At 68.1% G+C, this 18414-nt stretch carries 15 protein-coding genes; 6 read left to right on the top strand and 9 right to left on the bottom strand.

What is annotated here, in order from left to right; translation table 11 throughout:
- Positions 1-2: 2 nt before the first annotated feature.
- Entirely contained in the window at positions 3-1823 is a 1821-nt protein-coding gene (locus tag LV780_RS17885; RefSeq protein WP_108221212.1) for a sigma-54-dependent Fis family transcriptional regulator, read from the bottom strand.
- Positions 1824-2060: 237 nt separating this feature from the next.
- On the opposite strand from LV780_RS17885, the gene LV780_RS17880 reads away from it, so the two are divergent.
- Complete coding sequence (locus LV780_RS17880) at positions 2061-3863, top strand: flavin-containing monooxygenase (RefSeq protein ID WP_108221213.1); 1803 nt, start codon at positions 2061-2063, stop codon at positions 3861-3863.
- A gap of 9 nt (positions 3864-3872) precedes the next feature.
- Here LV780_RS17880 and LV780_RS17875 read toward each other — a convergent pair whose 3' ends face one another.
- Positions 3873-6263, bottom strand: a complete 2391-nt coding sequence (locus LV780_RS17875; RefSeq protein WP_108221214.1) for a putative bifunctional diguanylate cyclase/phosphodiesterase — start codon at positions 6261-6263, stop codon at positions 3873-3875.
- 294 nt (positions 6264-6557) lie between these two features.
- Here LV780_RS17875 and LV780_RS17870 point away from each other — a divergent pair, with 294 nt between their 5' ends.
- Positions 6558-7760: an MFS transporter gene (locus LV780_RS17870; protein ID WP_101339802.1), complete on the top strand. Its 1203-nt coding sequence runs from the start codon at positions 6558-6560 to the stop codon at positions 7758-7760.
- A 1-nt stretch (position 7761) separates the two neighbouring features.
- Here LV780_RS17870 and LV780_RS17865 read toward each other — a convergent pair whose 3' ends face one another.
- The 7 genes from LV780_RS17865 to LV780_RS17835 form a co-directional block, all read right to left on the bottom strand.
- On the bottom strand, positions 7762-8445 hold the full coding sequence (locus LV780_RS17865) for an HAD family hydrolase (RefSeq protein WP_108221215.1): 684 nt from the start codon (positions 8443-8445) through the stop codon (positions 7762-7764).
- A gap of 19 nt (positions 8446-8464) precedes the next feature.
- Positions 8465-9529, bottom strand: a complete 1065-nt coding sequence (locus tag LV780_RS17860) for an ABC transporter ATP-binding protein (RefSeq protein WP_108221216.1) — start codon at positions 9527-9529, stop codon at positions 8465-8467.
- 12 nt (positions 9530-9541) lie between these two features.
- Positions 9542-10594 (bottom strand): NAD(P)-dependent alcohol dehydrogenase, encoded by a 1053-nt coding sequence (locus LV780_RS17855; protein ID WP_108221217.1) that lies wholly within the window; start codon positions 10592-10594, stop codon positions 9542-9544.
- A 4-nt stretch (positions 10595-10598) separates the two neighbouring features.
- The gene (locus LV780_RS17850; RefSeq protein ID WP_011910495.1) at positions 10599-10850 is read right to left on the bottom strand and encodes a DUF2160 family membrane protein; all 252 of its coding nucleotides are present in this window, start codon (positions 10848-10850) and stop codon (positions 10599-10601) included.
- Between the two features lie 3 nt (positions 10851-10853).
- Positions 10854-11690 carry a carbohydrate ABC transporter permease gene (locus tag LV780_RS17845; RefSeq protein ID WP_011910496.1) on the bottom strand — a complete coding sequence of 279 codons (837 nt, stop codon included), beginning with the start codon at positions 11688-11690 and terminating at the stop codon, positions 10854-10856.
- Positions 11691-11694: 4 nt separating this feature from the next.
- Positions 11695-12573 (bottom strand): carbohydrate ABC transporter permease, encoded by an 879-nt coding sequence (locus LV780_RS17840; RefSeq protein ID WP_044249264.1) that lies wholly within the window; start codon positions 12571-12573, stop codon positions 11695-11697.
- Between the two features lie 98 nt (positions 12574-12671).
- Entirely contained in the window at positions 12672-14126 is a 1455-nt protein-coding gene (locus tag LV780_RS17835) for an extracellular solute-binding protein (RefSeq protein ID WP_108221218.1), read from the bottom strand.
- 209 nt (positions 14127-14335) lie between these two features.
- Between LV780_RS17835 and LV780_RS17830 the strand changes: the two genes are divergently transcribed.
- The 4 genes from LV780_RS17830 (at position 14336) to LV780_RS17815 (ending at position 18402) form a co-directional block, all read left to right on the top strand.
- Positions 14336-15289 (top strand): sugar-binding transcriptional regulator, encoded by a 954-nt coding sequence (locus LV780_RS17830; protein WP_233864027.1) that lies wholly within the window; start codon positions 14336-14338, stop codon positions 15287-15289.
- A gap of 90 nt (positions 15290-15379) precedes the next feature.
- The gene (locus LV780_RS17825) at positions 15380-16360 is read left to right on the top strand and encodes a tagatose kinase (RefSeq protein ID WP_108221219.1); all 981 of its coding nucleotides are present in this window, start codon (positions 15380-15382) and stop codon (positions 16358-16360) included.
- A complete protein-coding gene (locus LV780_RS17820; RefSeq protein ID WP_108221220.1) occupies positions 16354-17634 on the top strand; it encodes a D-tagatose-bisphosphate aldolase, class II, non-catalytic subunit in 1281 nt (426 codons plus the stop codon). The genes LV780_RS17825 and LV780_RS17820 overlap by 7 nt, the downstream gene beginning before the upstream one ends.
- A 3-nt stretch (positions 17635-17637) precedes the next feature.
- The gene (locus tag LV780_RS17815) at positions 17638-18402 is read left to right on the top strand and encodes an SDR family NAD(P)-dependent oxidoreductase (protein WP_108221221.1); all 765 of its coding nucleotides are present in this window, start codon (positions 17638-17640) and stop codon (positions 18400-18402) included.
- Positions 18403-18414 lie beyond the last annotated feature (12 nt).

The raw sequence follows: 18414 nt of genomic DNA, 5'->3' as shown, positions 1-18414 counted from the left end.
CCTCAGCGCGTCATGCCCAGCCGACGGATCTGCCGGTGCACCGTCGAGCGGTTGACGCCCATCCGCCGCGCCGTCTCGGAGATGTTCCCGCCGGTCTGCCGCAGAAGCTGGGCCAGCACGGCGCCCGCGGCCTCGGCCCGGCGCGGCGGCGCGCCGGTCAATGATGGCGGCAGATCCTCCACCCGCACGACCGGCCCCTCGACCGTGGCGCGCAGCGTCGCCGCCAGGTGCGACAGCTCGCGCAGGTTGCCGGGCCAGCCGTGGGCGGCCAGCACGGCCAGCGCCTCGGCCGAGAAGGACAGCTCTGCCCCCTCGGCCGCCAGCGCGCGTTCGGCCAGCCACAGCCGGTCGGCCCGGTCGCGCAGCGCCGGCAGACGCAGCCGGGCGCCCAGCCGATGCACGAGATCGGCCCGCAGAGCCGGCGCCTCGCGCGCGAGGGTCGCGATCAGCCGCAGCCGGGCGGGCACCGGCCGCACAGCCCCCACCGGAAGGTAGGTTCCCTCGGCCGCCAGCCGCATGAGACGGGCCTGCACCCGCGGCCCAAGCTCTTCGACCCGGTGCAGCACCAGCGTCCCGCCCTCGGCCGCCGCGATCAGCCCCTGATCGGCACGCCGCGCCGCGGCGCGGCCAAAGAGCAGCGCCTCGTCATCTCCCACCTCGGCGCAATGGACGACGACGAGAGGCCCCGCGCCACCCGCGTCGTGGATCGCCCGCGCGAGCGTCAGCTTGCCCGCCCCCGTCTCGCCCTCGATCGAGATCGGCAACGGCCGGACCGCCAGGGCCGCGGCCGTGCGCAGCAGCGCCGTCATGGGGTCATCGTCGCCCGCAAGCCCGCGGAGTGCGGGCGAAAGCTGGCCCCTCGCCGCTGGCATCCTCACCGGGAGGCGCCGGGGTTCGATCGCGTGGGCAAAGAGGCGGTGGCCGTCGCGGGTTTCGATGAACCTCTCGGCGGCCGGCCGCTGCCGGGTGAGCGCCTCGAGCCGGTCCGTGGTGAGGTTCAGGAAATCCGGCAGCGGACGGCCGATCAGATCGCCCGCCCGCCGCCAGTCGCACCCCGTCGCCCGCGCCAATATCCGCGCCGCCCCATGCGTCATGCCCAGCACCCGGCCCGATCCATCGAGCGACAGCGCCGCCTCGGGATCGACATCGAGAAACTCGGGCGAGCGCGACAGGCGCAGCACCCACTCGCGGCGGTTCTCGGCCATCAGGTTCGCCATCTCGATCCGCCGCGCCGAGGCCTGCACGAGGTTCAGCGCCAGCGACTGGCTGGCCTTGGCCCGCGGCGAGCAGAGAAGCGAGATGTCGAGCACCGCCGTCAGCCGACCCGCCGTGTCATAGATCGGGGCCGCGGTGCAGGAGAGGCTTGTGTGCGTGCTGTCGAAATGGTCGGTCTGATGGATCACCAGCGCCTCCCCCGTCTCGATGCAGGCCCCGAGCGCGCAGGTGCCCGCCCTGCCCTCGGACCATTCCGCGCCGAGCCACAGGCCGCTCTGGCGCAGCGCCTGCTTTTGCGCCTCGTCGCCCAGATACTCGACCGTCACCCCGGCGCGATCCGCCAGCAACAGCACATAATTCTGGCCCGCCACCAGCGCGTAGAGATTCTCGATCCCCGAGCGCGCAATGGCGATCAGATCCTCGGATCGCTGGCGATGTTCGCGCAGCGCCGCCTCGGGCAGGATGTAGGCCTCGGAGCGGGCGGCCGGGTTCAGCCGGTGCTTGGTCAGGCACCGCATCCAGCTCTCGACCACCGCCGCATCCCGCGCCGAACTCCGGCCCTCGGCCACGGCCTCGATCTCGCGCACATGGTTCAGGTGCAGGTCCATCGCATCCTCCCCTTTCCGCTCGCCCCTCCCGGCGTGCGGCGCGCGGATCGTAGCAGGCCCCGCCCCGTCCGCGAACCGAGGCTTTAGGCGGGGGCCCCGCGGCCACGGCAACAGGTGTTGCACGCGGTGCAACACCCCCGCCGGGCAAGTGCCTGAAAACATGACTGCGGGATTTGTCGTTTGGCGAAGGGCCCGGCCGCCGCATCATCGTGCCATCGAACAAAAGGGAGGAACCGAATGCTCGACAACAGCGAAAACCTGGCGCTTGCCGCGCTGGTTGCGGAACTGGAGCGTGCGCTGGTGGCGCACGATGCCGAGGCGGTGGCCGAGTGCTTCCTCGAGACCGGCTTCTGGCGCGATCTGGCCGCCTTCACCTGGAACATCAAGACCTGCGAGGGCAAGGGGCAAATCGGCGACATGGCCGCGGCGCAGCTTGCGGCCATCGCGCCGCAGGCGCTGGCGCTCGACCCCGGCGAACTGGTGACGGCGGCGGATGGGGTCACGGAGGGCTGGCTGACCTTTGAGACCGCGACGGGGCGCGGCACCGGGCATATCCGCATGAAGGACGGCAAGGTCTGGACGCTGCTGACCGCGCTGCACGAGCTGAAGGGCCACGAGGAGCCGCGCCGCCTGCGTCGCCCGATGGGCGCCGAACATGGCCATGATGCGAACCGCAAGACCTGGAAGGAGAAGCGCGAGGACGAGGCGAAGCGGCTGGGCACCGAGGAGCAGCCTTACGTGCTGATCATCGGCGGCGGTCAGGGCGGCATCGCGCTCGGGGCGCGGCTGCGGCAGCTCGGCGTGCCCACGATCATCGTCGAGAAGAACGAGCGACCCGGTGACAGCTGGCGGCGGCGCTACAAGTCGCTCTGCCTGCATGACCCGGTCTGGTATGACCACCTGCCCTACATCCCCTTCCCGGACAACTGGCCGGTCTTCGCGCCCAAGGACAAGATCGGCGACTGGCTGGAAATGTATACCAAGGTCATGGAGCTGAACTACTGGTCCTCGACCACGGCGAAATCCGCGACCTGGGACGAGGCCGCGCAGGAATGGACCGTGGTGGTGGACCGGGACGGCGAGGAGATCACGCTGCACCCGAAGCAGCTGGTGCTGGCCACCGGCATGTCGGGCAAGGCCAATGTGCCGGTGATCCCGGGGCAGGACATCTTCAAGGGCGAACAGCAGCATTCCAGCCAGCACCCCGGCCCCGACGCCTATCGGGGCAAGAAGGTGGTGGTGATCGGCTCGAACAACTCGGCGCATGACATCTGCGCCGCGCTGTGGGAGGGCGGAGCGGATGTCACGATGGTGCAGCGCTCCTCGACCCATATCGTGAAGTCGGACAGCCTGATGGAGGTCTGCCTCTCGGGCCTCTATTCCGAACAGGCGGTGGCGAACGGCATCGACCACGAGAAGGCCGACATGATCTTCGCCTCGGTTCCCTACCGGATCATGGCTGATTTCCACGTCCCGCAATACGAGGAGATCCAGCGCCGCGACGCAGACTTCTACGCGGCGCTGGAAAAGGCGGGCTTCATGCTCGACTTCGGCGACGACGGCTCGGGGCTGTTCATGAAATACCTGCGCCGCGGCTCGGGCTATTACATCGACGTGGGCGCCTGCGATCTGGTGATCGACGGCTCGATCAAGCTGAAGTCGGGTTCGGACGTGAGCCACCTGACCGAACGCTCGGTCGTGCTGCAGGACGGGACCGAGCTTCCGGCCGATCTGGTGGTCTATGCCACCGGCTACGGCTCGATGAACGGCTGGGCGGCGGATCTGATCAGCCCCGAGGTGGCCGACAAGGTCGGCAAGTGCTGGGGTCTGGGGTCCGACACGACGAAGGACCCCGGCCCGTGGGAGGGCGAGCAGCGCAACATGTGGAAGCCCACCATGCAGGAGGGGCTCTGGTTCCACGGCGGCAACCTGCACCAGTCGCGGCACTACTCCCGCTATCTGTCCTTGCAGCTGAAGGCGCGGCAGGCGGGCATCCCGACCCCGGTCTGGGGCCTGACGCCGCCGCATCATCTGAAGTGATCCGCCGCTTCAGTTGAGATGAGCCGGCGCTGGCGGAGAGACCTCTCTCCGCCAGCCCGCGACCAGCCGTTCGAACTCGGCCACCGGCACGGGCGGGGCGAAGAGGAAGCCCTGCGCCTGATCGCATCCCTCGCGGATCAGCCAGTCGCACTGAAACCCGGTCTCCACCCCCTCGGCCACCGTCCGCAGCCCGAGGGCGCGGCCGAACGCAAGCACCGCGCGCACGATGGCCTCGGCCCCGTCACGCCCGGTTCCGATCTGCGCCACGAAGCTGCGGTCGATCTTGAGTTCACTCAGTGCGAGCCGGTGCAGGTAGCCCAGCGAGGAGTAGCCGGTCCCGAAGTCATCGACCGAGAGCGGGATGCCGGCCGATGTCAGGCGGCCGACGTTGCTTCGGGTGACGTGACTGGTCTCGAGCAGCGAGCCCTCGGTGATCTCGATCCCGACGCGCGCGGGCGGGATCGCCAGCCGCTCGAGCTTGCCGAGGAAACCGTCGGCGAAGCCCTCCGACGCGAGCGTCTCGGCCGAGATGTTGACGAAGACCGGCAGGTGAATCCCCTTGTCGCCCCACCGCTCCAGCAGCTCGCAGAGCAGGTCGGTCACATGCTGGTCGAGCGAGCGGATCAGGCCACAGCTTTCGGCCACCGGGATGAAACGCGCGGGGCTGATGCTGCCCAGCTCCGGGTCGTTCCAGCGCAGAAGCGCCTCGGCCCCCACGATCGGGCGCCCCTCCGAAAGGGCGACCTTGGGCTGGAGGTAAAGCTCGAGGTGCCGCTGCCTGATCGCCCGCTGCAATCCCTGACCCAGGATGCCGAGCTGGGAACTCTGCTCGCGCAGGGCCGCGTCGAACCGGACGCACTGGTTGCGCCCCTTCGCCTTGGCCGCATACATGGCCAGATCGGCGTTGCGGACCATCGTGTCGGCATCCGTCGCATCATCGGGAAACAGGCTGACCCCGAAACTGGCGGTGAGGTAGAAGATGTTGCCCTCGACGGTGACGGGCTGCTCGATCTCGCGGACGAGCGACGCCACCCTGTCCTCGATGCTGTCGTCCGCCGCGAGCGGGACGAGCACGGTGAACTCATCACCCCCGATCCGCGCGACGGTGCTGTCCGGCGGGACGGCCGCCCCCAGCTTGCGCCCGACGTCGAGGATCACCCGGTCACCGACGAAGTGGCCGAAACGGTCGTTGATCTGCTTGAAATTGTCGAGGTCGATGAAGATCAGCGCCAGACGCCCCCCGTGCCGCACCGCCGCCTCGAGGCATTCACGAAACAGCACCCGGTTGGGCAGCCGCGTCATGGGATCGTGCAGCGCCTGATACAGGGCGTCCTCGGCCGCGGCGGCGAGCGTCCGTTCGGCCTCGATCTGTTCGGTCACGTCGGTGAAGGCCGCCACGACGCGCACCCGGCTGTCGCCCTGCTCGACCGGCGCCACATTGACCGAGAGCACCCGCGCGCCCTTTTGCGGATGCAGCACGTCCAGCCGAAGGCCGCGCAGCACCTTGTTCTCGGTGGCCGCGCGCACGACCGGATACCGGCCCAGCGGCAGTTCGGACCCATCGCCGTCCGAGATGCCCCAGCCCGGATCGTCGACGGTGCGGCCGACAAGTTGCTCGGCCGGTGCCCCGAGAACCGCTTCGGCCTCGCGGTTGGCGAAGATGACCCTGTTCGTCCCGTCAAAGGCGAGCACGGCCGAGACGCTGGTCTCCATCACGCGGCGAAGCAGGTTCCGCTCGACCTGCAACTCGTCCTCGAGTGCCTTGCGCCGCGAGATGTCCATGTGGACGCCCGACATCAGCACCGGCGTGCCGTCCGCCGAAAATCCCGTGACGCGGCCGCGCGACATGATCCAGACCCAGTGTCCCTGCCTGTGCCGGAGGCGGATCTCGTTGGCGAGGACATGATTGCCCTCGGCGAACTGCCGGAGATGCTTTTCCCGCATTCGCGCCAGATCTTCCGGGTGAACGATCCGGTTCCAGAACTCGATCGTCACCGGCTCGATCTCGGAGCGGCTGTAGCCGATCAGCTCGGCCCAGCGGTCGTTGATGAGGATGATCCCCGTTCCGAGGTCGAACTGCCACGTTCCCACCTCGCCGCCGCGGATCACATCCGCCAGCCGCCGTTCCGCCTCGGTCAGGCGGGCGTTCGAGGCGGACAGCTCGCTCCACGCACTGCGCAGCACGAGGTAGAGCACCAGCGACGAGGCCGTGATGAACCCCAGCCCCTTGTAGGTCTGCACCGCATGATGGGCGGCCGGATTCTCCGCCAGCAGCGCCACCGTCCGGTCGCTGAACAGGATCCAGAGCGCACTGAGGACGGCATAGACGGCGGCGACGAACTCCGGCGCTCGTCGCGTCAGGGCGGTCATGAACTTCATCGAGGGCATCCGGATCTGCATGAGTCCCCCTAGATGATGCCACACCACGAATTAACCAAAGAGATAATGCAACCGAAGCTTGCGGCGGCGCAAGAAGGACGCGCAAAGGCTGCATTCGGAGGCCAATGGGACTTCGGGCCGCCTGAGCAACCGAATCTCATCAGGGACCTTGTCCCGACGGGCAACTGAAAAACCTCTTCAGCGGCACCGGCCCTTCGGCAGAAATCCGACCTCTGGTCGGGGCGGCTCCTCTTGCAGCCCGGCGCGCGCTGTGAGCTAGTGGAGCGGTTGCTTCGAGCTGACCGAAAGACCTCCATGACAACCGCGACCGTGACCCGCTCCGGAACCCATCTGGCCGTGCTGGTGGTTCTGGGCCTGACGCATCTGCTCAACGACCTGATGCAATCGCTGATCCCCGCCGCCTACCCGATCCTGAAAGAGTCGGCGCAGCTCGATTTCGTGCAGATCGGCATGATCACCATGACGTTCCAGATCGCGGGCTCGCTTCTGCAGCCCGTCGTGGGCACGATCACCGATCGTCACCCGGCGCCCTATTCGCCGGTGGTCGGCATGATGTTCACGCTTTCGGGGCTGGTGAGCCTGTCCATGGCCGAGAGTTACGCGATGATCCTCGTGTCGGTCGCGCTGATCGGGATCGGCTCGTCGATCTTCCATCCCGAGGCGACGCGGATGGCGCGCTACGCCGCCGGGGGGCGGCAGGGTCTGGCGCAGGGGATCTTTCAGGTCGGTGGACAGGCGGGGGGCGCGCTGGGTCCGGTCTTTGCCGCGCTGGTGATCGTGCCCTGGGGCCAGCCGAGCCTTGCCTGGTTTGCCGTCACGGCGCTGATGGCCATGATGCTCCTGACCTGGATCGGCAGCCGCCAGCGCGCGATCAGCGCCGAGTTCGCCGCCAGCCGTGCGCGCGCCGCCAAGGCCGGAGCCGCCCGCCACCACGCGCCCACCACCATCGCGGTGGGCCTCGTGGTGCTGACCTGCCTGATGTTCGCCAAGAACGCCTACAATGAGAGCTTCCGCTCCTTCTACACTTTCTACCTGATGGAGCGCTTCGGCCTGTCGATCCCCTCGGCGCAGATGATGCTGTTCATCTTCCTCGTGGCGGCCGCGGTGGGAGTGCTGGTCGGAGGCATCCTGGGCGACCGGATCGGCCGGCAGCGCATCATCTGGATCTCGGTGCTGGGGCCGCTGCCGCTCACGCTGATCCTGCCGCATGTGGACCTGTTCTGGACCGGCGTCCTGACCATCATGATCAATCTGATCATGGCCAGCGCCTTCGCCTCGATCCTGATCTATGCGATGGACCTTCTGCCGAACCGGATCGGGCTGATCGGCGGTCTGTTCTACGGGCTGAACTTCGGGCTGGGCGGGATTGCGGCCGCCATCCTCGGCGTTCTGGCCGAACGCTACGGGGTCGAGACCGTCTATCAGATCTGCGCCTTCCTGCCGCTCGCGGGGCTCCTGGCCTGGTTCCTTCCGCGCCTGGAGCCCGCCGGATCCTGACTCAGGGCCCGCAGAGGGCGGCGAAGGCCTCGTCGAGCCGCCCGACCACCTGCAAGGCGCCGGCCTCGAGCAGCAGCCCCCGATGGGCCACCTGAAGCCCCTCGAGATGGCTGCCCCCTGTGAAGCCCACGGCGCGCATCCCCGCGGCGCACGCGCCGGCGATCCCGTGCGGTGAATCCTCGAGCACGGCGCAGCGGTCGGGCGGCACGCCCAGCACGGCGGCGGCCTTGAGGAACAGGTCGGGCGCGGGCTTGCCGCGCGGCACCTCGTCGGCGCTGAAGGCGCGCCCGGCAAAGCGCGAGGCAAGCCCCCCGAGGCGCAGCGTCTCGTGCATCCGCCGGACCGAGCCGCCGGTCGCGATGGCCATCGCGAGCCCCGCCGCCTCCAGCCGGTCGAGCAGCCGATCCGCCCCCGTCATTGGCCGCAGCCGCAAGGCATAGGCCCGAAACAGCCGCGCCTCGACCCGGTCGATGAAATCCGCGGGCACCGGGCCGCCGGTGCGCCGCTCGATGTGGCGGCAGATATCGGCCATCGAGACGCCGAGGAACCGCTCGCGCAGCTCTTCCACGGTCGTCCGGGGCAGGCCGATGGCCTGCATCTCGCACGCAAGTGCCGCAAGGGAATGCGGCTCGCTGTCCACGAGGCAGCCGTCGAGGTCGAAGATCACCGCACGGACGGGGCTCATGCTGAGAGGCCGCGCGAGGTCAGAGCCGCTTGCCGCTGTCGCGGTCGAACAGGTGCATCCGCGCCGGATCGATCAGGAAGCCGATCTCGTCGCCCGGCCGCGCGGCGATCCGGTCGCGCACCACGGCGTCGATCAGGTCGCCCCCCTCGGCGCGCGCAAAGATCTGCGTCTCCGAGCCGGTCGGCTCAAGCACCGCCACCCGGACCGGAATCCCGCCCGCGCCGATCTCGATATGCTCGGGCCGGATCCCCAGCGTCACCCCCTGCCCGTCCGCGGCCCCGCTGGCCGGCAGCGGCAGCTCCAGCCCGCGGTCCGAGACAAAGAGCCTGCGGCCGTCGCGCACCGCCACCCGCCCGTGCAGGAAGTTCATCGAGGGCGAGCCGATGAAGCCCGCAACGAACAGGTTCTGCGGCTGGTCGTAGAGGTCCAGCGGGGCCCCGATCTGCTCCACCCGCCCGTCGCGCATGACCACGATCTTGTCGGCCATGGTCATGGCCTCGATCTGGTCGTGGGTCACATAGACGATGGTGGTCTTCAGGCGCTGGTGCAGCTCCTTGATCTCGAGCCGCATGGTCACGCGCAGCTTGGCGTCAAGGTTCGACAGGGGCTCGTCGAAGAGGAACACCTGCGGATCGCGCACGATGGCGCGCCCCATGGCGACGCGCTGGCGCTGCCCGCCCGACAGCGCCTTGGGATAGCGGTCGAGATATTTCGTGAGGTCGAGGATCTCGGCCGCCTTGCGCACCTTGGTCTCGATCTCCTCCTTCGGCCGCCCCGCCATCTTCAACGGGAAGCCCATGTTGTCGAAAACCGTCTTGTGCGGATAAAGCGCGTAGGACTGGAACACCATGGCGATGTCCCGGTCCTTGGGGATCACGTTGTTGACCACCCGGCCGCCGATCGAGATCGTGCCGCCGCTGATCGGCTCGAGCCCCGCGAGCATCCGCAGCAGCGTGGATTTTCCGCAGCCGGAAGGGCCCACGAGGACGACGAACTCGCCGTCCTCGATCTCGACATTGACGCCGTGCATGACCTGGACTGCGCCATAACGCTTGACGACGTTGCTGATCTGGACGTTTGCCACCTCTGGTCCCCCCTACTGCGGCAGCTCGATCTGCATCTTCACGTCGGCGGGTGGCGCCGAGGCTGCCACTTCGAAGGCATGGACGCTGTCCTCGAAGGCGAAGGTGCGGGTGATGAGCGGCTTGACGTCGATGGCGCCGCTGGCCAGCATCGCCACGCAGCGCGGAAAGACATGGGCGTAGCGGAAAATGTTCTCGACCCGCGCCTCGCGCACCATGGCCGCGCCCGCGTCGTAGGAGATCGGGTCGGGCTGGCCGCCGATCATCACCACGCAGCCGCCCGGGGCGAGCGGCTCGAAGACACCGGCCGCAGCCTTGGGCGAACCGGTGGCCTCAAAGACCACATCCGCGCCCCAGCCGTCGGTTTCGGCCTTGATGCGGGCCACGATGTCGTCGCTGGCGACATTGACGCCGGTGATGGCGGGGCTGAGGCTTTCGGCGATCTCGAGCTTCTTCGGCGCGAGGTCGGTGACATAGACCCGCGCGCAGCCGCCTGCGAGGGCGGAAAGTGCCGTGACGAGGCCGATGGGGCCCGCCCCCATGACAAGGCCGATGTCGCCGGGGCGGATGCGGGCCTTGGTGGCGGCATGGACGCCCACGGCCAGCGGCTCGACCATCGCGGCCTCGGCGAAGCTGACATTGTCCGGCAGCCGATAGGTGAAGGCTTCCGGGTGGACGCAGGTCGGGCGCAGGATGCCGTGGATCGGCGGCGTGGCCCAGAAGCGCACCGCGGGGTCGATGTTGTACATCCCCATCCGTGCGGCCTTCGAGTTCGGGTCGGGAATGCCCGGCTCCATGCAGACGCGGTCGCCGACCTTGATTGTCGTGACCTGCGCGCCCACCTCGATCACCGTGCCCGAGGCTTCGTGGCCAAGGACCATCGGCTCGTTCACCACGAAGGGGCCGATCCGGCCGTGGGTGTAGTAATGCACGTCCGACCCGCAGATGCCCACGGTGTGCAGCTTGATGCGCACATCGCGGGGCCCAAGCACCTCCTCCTGCCGGTCGATGTCGGGGAAGTCGCGCAGCGACAGTTCGTCTTTCCGTTCGAGGACGAGCGATTTCATCCTGTCAGCCTTTCGTGATGATGAGCACGGCCAGCGCGAGCGCGATGGCGTTGGAGATCCAGATCGACGGCCCGAGCGGCTCCACGAAGCGGAACCAGAACAGGGACAGCGCGACCCAGATCACGACCGAGATGAACAGCCGGTCGAACCAGTTGGTCTCGATCGGCAGGAAGCCCGCCTTTGGAGGCGCCGGGGGCGGCGGATCGTCCTCGAGGATGTCGATGGGCTCGGAGATGTTCTCGATCTTCTCGCTCATGGCCTATCCTTTCACCGCGCCGAAGGTCAGACCGGTCACGATATGCTTCTGCACCAGGCTGAAGACGATCAGCGCCGGGATCAGCGTGAACATCGAGATGGCGGCCATGATCCCCCATTCGGTGCCGGTCGTGGTCACATATTCCGAAAGGCCGGTGGTCAGCGTGCGGGCGTTGAAGTTCGTCAGCGTCGCCGCCAGCAGATATTCGTTCCAAGCGAAGACCCAGGTCAGGATCAGCGTCACCGCAAGGCCGGGCCGGCAGAGCGGAAAGACGACCTCGGTGATGACCTTCCAGGGGCTTGCGCCATCGACATAGGCGGCCTCGTCCAGCTCCTTGGGGATGCCGTCGAGCGTGGGGCGCAGCGTCCAGATCGCGAACGGCAGGTTGAAGGTGCAATAGACAAGGATCATGCCGATCCGCGTGTCGAGCAGCGTGAAGTCGCCGAAACGATAGACCTGCGTCATCAGGAGGAACAGCGGCAGCAGGAACACCGCGGGCGGCGCCATGCGGTTGGTGATGGTCCAGAAGAAGATCGATTCCTTCCCGCTCATGTCGTAGCGTGAGAGGGCATAGCAGGCGAAGAACCCGAGCGTGGTGCAGAGCAGGGCATTGCCCGACGAGATGATCAGCGAATTGACCATGTAGCTGCGCAGGGTGCGGTCGTTCAGCACGTCGATGTAGTTCTGCCAGTAGATGTCCTTCAGCAGGATCTCGGGCGTCGAGAACAGGTCCACCGCCGGCTTCACCGAGATCACGAACAGCCAGTAGATCGGGAACAGAGTCAGGAAGCTGACAAAGACCCAGAACAGCATGTAGAGCCAGGGATTGCCCCTCTGCATCGGATCAGCCCTTTCTCGATTTGCGCGGGGCGAGCATGCTCACATAGAGCAGCCAGCAGGCGACGATGGTGAGGTAGAGCACGATCACCGACACGGCCGAGCCGTAGCCGTAGTTCGTGCGCGGGAACACCTCCTTGAAGATGTGGACGCCGACGTAGCGGGTGGCCGATCCGGGGCCGCCGCCGGTCAGCATCAGCACCTCGTCCACCGTGCGCAGCGCGTCCATCAGCCGGATGAAGACGGTGGCGACGACGGCCGGAGCGATCATCGGCAGCGTGATGTGCCAGAAGATCTGCCGCTTGTTCGCGCCGTCGATCTGGGCCTGCTCGAACGGGTCGGCCGGCAGCGAGACCAGCGCCGCGATCAGCGTCAGCGTCACCAGCGGCGTCCAGTGCCAGACATCCATGATCACCGTGATCACGAAGGCGGCCCAGGCCGACTGGCCGATGTTGAGATTGACGCCGAACCAGCTGTCCAGAAGGCTGGGGATGATGCCGATCGAGGGCGTGGTCATCAGCTTCCAGACCGAGCCGACGATGATCGGCGCCATGATCAGCGGCAGCGTATGGATGGTGCGGAAGAAGGCCTTGCCGGGAAACTCCTTCATGAAGGCCTGCGCCAGCGCATAGCCGATCACCAGTTCGGACAGGACGGCAAAGAAGACGAAGGCCACGGTCACGCCCAGCGAGGCCAGGAAGCCCTGGTCGAACACCACGCGGCGGAAGTTGTTCGCTCCGCTGAACACCATCTCGGGGTTGGCCGCGAATGGGTTCCAGTCGTGGAACGAGACATAGAGCACATACAGGAACGGCAGAACGCCGAACAGGAACAGGATGACCAGCGTCGGCGCCAGCAACAGCCATGCGAGCTTCTGGGAATACACGGACCTACCCTCTGCCGAAGGTTGCGAGTGAGCGGGCCGCGCATCGGGCCCTCGGTCGAAGGAGCCGCCGCCCGAACGGGCGGCGGCGGTCGGGGGGCCTACTTGCGGTAGCCGAGGCTCGTCAGCTCTTCCTCGGCCTTGGCCGCCATCCGGTCGAGACCCTCGTCCGGGCCCACGGCGCCGGTCAGGATGTCGTAGAAGATCGGCGCGGTGGCTTCGCGCAGCTGGGCGTGGAACGGATATTCCGGCGCGCCCTTGAACAGCTTGCCCTGATCGCGCAGCATCGAGAAATAGCCGCCGAGCTGCTCGTCGAGCGCCTGCACCTTCGGCGTCTCGTAGGTCGAGGTCAGCGTCACGCGCGAACCTGCGGCCGCCCATTCCTCCTGCACTTCCGGCAGCGCCATGAACTGCAGGAACAGCACCGCCGCGTCCTTGTTCTTCGACGTGACCGGCAGGCCGAAGGCGCCGCCGTCATAGTAGCCGATGTAGCCCTCTCCGGCCTCGGCGGCGGCCATCACCCCCTCCTCGACCGGCGGCAGCGCGACGGCCACGTTGCCCACGACGCGCGACTTGGATGTATCCGAGGCGATCCAGGCGACGTTCTCGCCATAGACGAGACCTTGCGCCACGCGGCCGGCGGCGAAGGTGGTGGCGACCTCGGTCCAGGTCGATTGCACCGACTCGGGCGGGGCGATGTCGCGCATCGACAGCCACCACTTCATCGCTTCCTTCGCCTCGGGCGAGTTCATGCGACCGCCGTTCTCGACGCTGGCGGCATAGTTGTTGGCAGCGTCGATGCCCCAGTCGTAAACGCCATAGGTCGGCGCCACGGACTCGAAATACTCGTACCAGGAGGCCGGGTGGCCGGTGTGGGCCTGCGCCGTCGTGCCCCAGAGCTTGCCGCCGTTCTCCTTGCCCCACTGGGTGAAGAACTGCGCGATCTCGGCGTATTCGGCGTGATTGGTCGCCGGGGCGAGGTCGCGGCCGGTCTGCTCCTTGAAGGCCGCCTGCACCTCGGGGTCGTTGAAGAGGTCGGTCCGGTAGAGATAGACCTTGATGAAGGCCTCCATCGGCATCCCGTAGAGGTTGCCATCCTCGGCCCCGCGGAAGTTGTCGGCGAACGAGGTCAGATTCTCCTCGGCGTAGTCGGCCGCCTTCAGATCGGGCTTCTCTTCCAGAGCCTGCGTCAGGTTCACGAGGAAGTCGCGCGCCAGATAGGCGTAGATGATGTCCTGCTCGATATAGACCATGTCATAGATGCCGGTGCCGGCCTCCATGTCCTTGATGGCCTTGTCGTACATCTGGTCCCACGAGGTGGTCTCGACATCGACGCGGATGCCGGTCAGCTCCTCGAACCTGGGCGCGAGCACATCGGCCACGAAGTTGGAGGCGGGCGTGGATTCGGTCACGCCGCGCAGCGTCGTGCCCTTGAAGGACGCGCCGGCTTCCTGCCACCAGTCGGCGTTCTCGATCTGAAGATCCTGCGCAAAGGCCCCGCCGGCCGCCAGCGCAATCGCCAGCACCGAAGCGCCGTATTTCAACGAATAGCCCATGTGTCTCCTCCCTGAAGATCTTGCGGGTCTGCAGGGCCGCGCGGGGGTCCTCCGCCGCGCTGCTCCTCCCGATGAGAACTTTTGCAAATGTAAGCGTCAACATGCAAGTGAATAATTTGCGGATGTATGACTTGCGAAACATTTGTAAGTGGTGTCACATCCCCGAAGGACGACCGGCGCGGAGGAGGGCGCTCAGGATGGTTCGGGAGATGCACGACGATCCGTTCACCGCGGAAGTCTGCTGGCACTACTACGTCAACGGCATGACTCAGGCCGAGATCGCCAAGCAGCTCGACGTGACTCGGCTGCGGGTGAATCAGGCGATCCAGCGGGCCAAGACGCTGGGGATCGTGCAGGTGCGCATCGATTCTCCCTTTGTCGCGCGGATCGAGCTGCAAGAGGCGCTCCGGGTTGAGCTGGACATCCCGCGCGTGCAGATCGCTCCCGCCCGCCGCGAGGATTATGATTGCCATTCGGCGGTCGGTGCGGCGTTGGCCGATTATCTGATCGAGAAATTGCGCACCCGCGGCTGGCGCTCGATCGGCGTCTCGTGGGGGGTGACGCTCGAGCAGACCTTCCGCCGCCTGCCCGCGCAACCCCATCCCGATCTCGAGATCGTCTCGATGCTGGGAGGCACGATGCAGGGCGCCTCCTTCAACTCGTTCAGCATCGTCTCGGGCTTTGCCGCGGCGCTCGGCGCGAAATATTCGCTGCTCGCGGCCCCGATCTTCCTGTCGGCGGGGGTCGATCGCACGGCCTTCCTCGCGCAGGAGATCTTCGCCGACCATTTCGCCAAGTTCGAGACGCTCGACGCGGCGATCCTGACCGCGAGCGACGTGTCCGAGCGGTCGTTTCTCGTTGCGAACGGCCTGCCCAAGGAGGTGGCGCCGCAGGACCTGATCCGGGCCGGCGCGATCGGGGACGTGCTGGGACATTTCCTCGACGCCGACGGTGCCGAGATCGACCATCCGATCTGCCAGCGCACGATCGGCGTCGATCTCGGGACGGTGTTGCGCACCCCCGAAAAGATCCTCGCCGCAGCCGGGCCCCACAAGGTCGGGATCATTCGGGCCGCGTCGCGGCGCGGACTGGTGGATACGCTGATCACCGACGACGTGACGGCCGAGCTGCTGCTCGGCAAGCGACCCGGCCTGTCCGGCTGACATGACCGGCGCCGCAGGCACGACCCGCCCCGGCACGACATCCGCCTCCGGGCGGAACGATTCCGGGCCGCCCGGAGATGAAAGGTTCCGATGACATCCCCACTGGCACCCGATGCGCTCGGCCCCACGATCTGCGTGGGCGAGATCCTCGTCGAGATCATGGCCACGACGGTCGGTCGCGGCTTTCTCCAGCCGCAGCCGCTCGAGGGCCCGTTCCCGAGCGGCGCGCCCGCCATCTTCATCGACCAGTGCGCGCGGATGGGCGGAACGGCGGCGCTGATCGGCTCGGTGGGCGACGACGATTTCGGCCGCATGACGCTGGCCCGGCTGGCGCGCGACGGGGTTGATGTCAGGGCGGTGGCGGTCCTGCCCGACCATCCGACCGGCACCGCCTTCGTGCGCTACCGGGCGGACGGTGCGCGCGATTTCGTCTACAACATCGCCCGTTCCGCCGCCGCCTGCATCGCGCGGACCCCGGCGGTCGAGGAGGTTCTGGCGCGGGCGGGGCACCTGCATGTCATGGGCTCCGCCCTCTCGATCCCGGCTGCGGCCGAGGTGATCGTGGCGGCCGCCACAGCCGTGAAGGCGCGCGGCGGGAGCCTCTCGGTCGATCCGAACCTCCGCAAGGAACTGGCGCAGGATGCCGCCACCGCGCGGACCTTCGCGGCACTGGTGGCCATGGCCGACCTGCTGCTGCCCTCGGGCGACGAGCTGGAACGTGCGGCCGGCGTTGCGGGCGAGGCCGCGGCGCTCGAGCGGCTGTTCGCGCTCGGCGTCCGCGAGGTCGCGCTGAAGCGCGGCGCCGGCGGAGCGAGCGTCGTCGCTGCGGGCGCCGCCCCGGTCAATGCGCCGGCCTTCGCGGTGGACGAGGTCGATCCGACCGGCGCGGGCGACTGTTTCGGCGGCGCCTATGTCGCCTGCCGCCGGCTTGGCCTGCCCGTGGCCGAGGCGCTGACCTATGCCTGCGCCGCCGGGGCCCGCAATGTCACCCGCCGCGGCCCGATGGAGGGCGCCGGCACCCGCTCCGAACTGGACACCTTCATCGCCAATACCCCGAGGCGCCCATGCTGACGCTCGAGGATCTTGCGCGCCTGCGCCGCGAGGGTCGGCCGCGCGGCATGGCCTCGGTCTGTTCGGCGCATCCCTTGGTCCTGCGCGCGGCGCTCCGCCACGGGCTCCGGACCGGCGCCCCGGTGCTGATCGAGGCGACCTGCAATCAGGTCAACCATCAAGGCGGCTACACCGGCATGACGCCGGCCGACTTTGCCGCGCTGGTGCGGCGGATCTCGGCCGAGGAGGGCTGCCCGCCGGGCCAGCTGCTGCTGGGGGGCGACCATCTCGGGCCCAACCCCTGGCGCGCCCTGCCCGCGGAGGCGGCGATGGCCGAGGCGGGCCGCATGGTGGCGGCCTATGTCGCGGCCGGCTTTTCCAAGATCCATCTCGACACCTCGATGGGCTGTGCGGGCGAACCGGCCGCGCTGGAGGATGCCACGACCGCCCGACGCGCCGCCCGTCTCGCCCGCATCGCCGACGAGACCGCCCGCAGCCACGGCCTTGCGCCGCCGCGCTTCATCCTCGGGACCGAGGTTCCGCCTCCCGGTGGCGCCGATCATGCGCTCGACAGCGTCGCGCCGACCGCCCCCGACGCCGCCCGCGCCACCATCGCGATCCACCACGAGACCTTTGCGCAGGAGGGGTTGGAGGACGCCTTCGACAGGGTGCTCGCCTTCGTCGTCCAGCCGGGGGTCGAGTTCGGCAACCGGAACGTGGCCCTCTACGACCGCACCCGCGCCCGCCCGCTGACGGCGGTGCTTGCGGAGGAGCCGGGCCTCGTGTTCGAGGCCCATTCCACCGATTATCAGGGGCCAGGCCCGCTGGCCGCGCTGGTCGAGGACGGCTTCCCGATCCTCAAGGTGGGGCCCGAGCTGACCTTCGTCCTGCGCGAGGCGCTCTATGCGCTTGATCTGATCGCAACGGAACTGGTCCCCGGCTACGGCACCCGCCCGCTTGCCGCCACGATGGAACGGGTGATGCGCGACCGCCCCGCCGACTGGCAGCGCCACTATCCGGGAAGCGCGGCCGACCAGCATCTGCTGCGGCACTATTCGCTGTCGGACCGCATCCGCTACTACTGGCCCGATCCCGAGGCCCGGCAGGCGGTCGATGCGCTGACGGCCGCGCTTGCGGGCCGGCGGGTGCCCCTGCCGCTCTGGCGCCAGTTCCTGCCCGCCGCGGAAGATCACGCCGATCGACCGCTCGACCCCGAGGCGCTGCTGATCGAGCGGGTGACCGCCAGCCTCGCCATCTATCACGCCGCCTGTCACCCCGATGAAAGGAAAGGATAAGCCATGTCCCTCGACACGTTCCGCCTCGATGGCAAGGTCGCGCTCGTCACCGGCGGAAGCCGCGGCATCGGGCTTGCGATCGCAAAGCTTTTCGCCGAGGCCGGTGCGCGCATCATGCTGACCGCCCGCACCGAAACCGAGGCCGTGCGCGCGCTCGTCGCCGCGGATCCCGACCGCTTCGCCTGGGTGGCGGGCGACGTGACCGACCCGGCGGTGCCGGATGCGCTGGTGCAGGCCACGCTCGACCGCTTCGGCCGGCTCGATGTGCTGGTGAACAACGCGGGTGTCGCCGACGGCGGCGACTTCCACGAGTTCGACGACACGCGCCTCGCCCGGATCATGGAGACGAACCTCATTGCACCCTTCCGCATCGCCCGCGCCGCGGTGCGGCCAATGCTGGCGCAGGGCGCGGGCTCGATCGTGAACATCGGCTCGATCTCGGGGTTCGTGGCGAACAAGCCGCAACTGCAGGTGGCCTACAACGCCTCGAAGGCGGCGGTGCACCAGATGACCACGGTCATGGCCTACGAATATGCGCACCGCGGCATCCGCGTGAATGCGCTGGCCCCCGGCTATGTGGTCTCCGACATGACCGCCAAGGGCATCGCCAACGAAGACATGAACCGCGTCTGGACCGAGAACACCCCGATGGGCCGCTTCGGCGAGCCCGAGGAGATGGCGACCTGCGTGCTGTTCCTCGCCTCGGACGCCGCCTCCTACGTCACCGGCGCCACCCTGGTGGCGGACGGCGGCTACATCACCCACTGAGAAAGGACTGAA

Source organism: Cereibacter azotoformans (assembly GCF_021391315.1).
In the GTDB taxonomy this organism is placed as follows: Bacteria; Pseudomonadota; Alphaproteobacteria; order Rhodobacterales; family Rhodobacteraceae; genus Cereibacter_A; species Cereibacter_A azotoformans.
This window is presented reverse-complemented; position numbering and strand designations above follow the sequence as displayed.

Bases quoted from the DNA above. Each gene is read 5' to 3' on its own strand.
- LV780_RS17885 (WP_108221212.1), bottom strand. From the start codon at position 1,823: ATGGACCTGCACCTGAACCATGTGCGCGAGATCGAGGCCGTGGCCGAG.
- LV780_RS17880 (WP_108221213.1), top strand. From the start codon at position 2,061: ATGCTCGACAACAGCGAAAACCTGGCGCTTGCCGCGCTGGTTGCGGAA.
- LV780_RS17875 (WP_108221214.1), bottom strand. From the start codon at position 6,263: ATGCAGATCCGGATGCCCTCGATGAAGTTCATGACCGCCCTGACGCGA.
- LV780_RS17870 (WP_101339802.1), top strand. From the start codon at position 6,558: ATGACAACCGCGACCGTGACCCGCTCCGGAACCCATCTGGCCGTGCTG.
- LV780_RS17865 (WP_108221215.1), bottom strand. From the start codon at position 8,445: ATGAGCCCCGTCCGTGCGGTGATCTTCGACCTCGACGGCTGCCTCGTG.
- LV780_RS17855 (WP_108221217.1), bottom strand. From the start codon at position 10,594: ATGAAATCGCTCGTCCTCGAACGGAAAGACGAACTGTCGCTGCGCGAC.
- LV780_RS17850 (WP_011910495.1), bottom strand. From the start codon at position 10,850: ATGAGCGAGAAGATCGAGAACATCTCCGAGCCCATCGACATCCTCGAG.
- LV780_RS17845 (WP_011910496.1), bottom strand. From the start codon at position 11,690: ATGCAGAGGGGCAATCCCTGGCTCTACATGCTGTTCTGGGTCTTTGTC.
- LV780_RS17835 (WP_108221218.1), bottom strand. From the start codon at position 14,126: ATGGGCTATTCGTTGAAATACGGCGCTTCGGTGCTGGCGATTGCGCTG.
- LV780_RS17830 (WP_233864027.1), top strand. From the start codon at position 14,336: ATGCACGACGATCCGTTCACCGCGGAAGTCTGCTGGCACTACTACGTC.
- LV780_RS17825 (WP_108221219.1), top strand. From the start codon at position 15,380: ATGACATCCCCACTGGCACCCGATGCGCTCGGCCCCACGATCTGCGTG.
- LV780_RS17820 (WP_108221220.1), top strand. From the start codon at position 16,354: ATGCTGACGCTCGAGGATCTTGCGCGCCTGCGCCGCGAGGGTCGGCCG.
- LV780_RS17815 (WP_108221221.1), top strand. From the start codon at position 17,638: ATGTCCCTCGACACGTTCCGCCTCGATGGCAAGGTCGCGCTCGTCACC.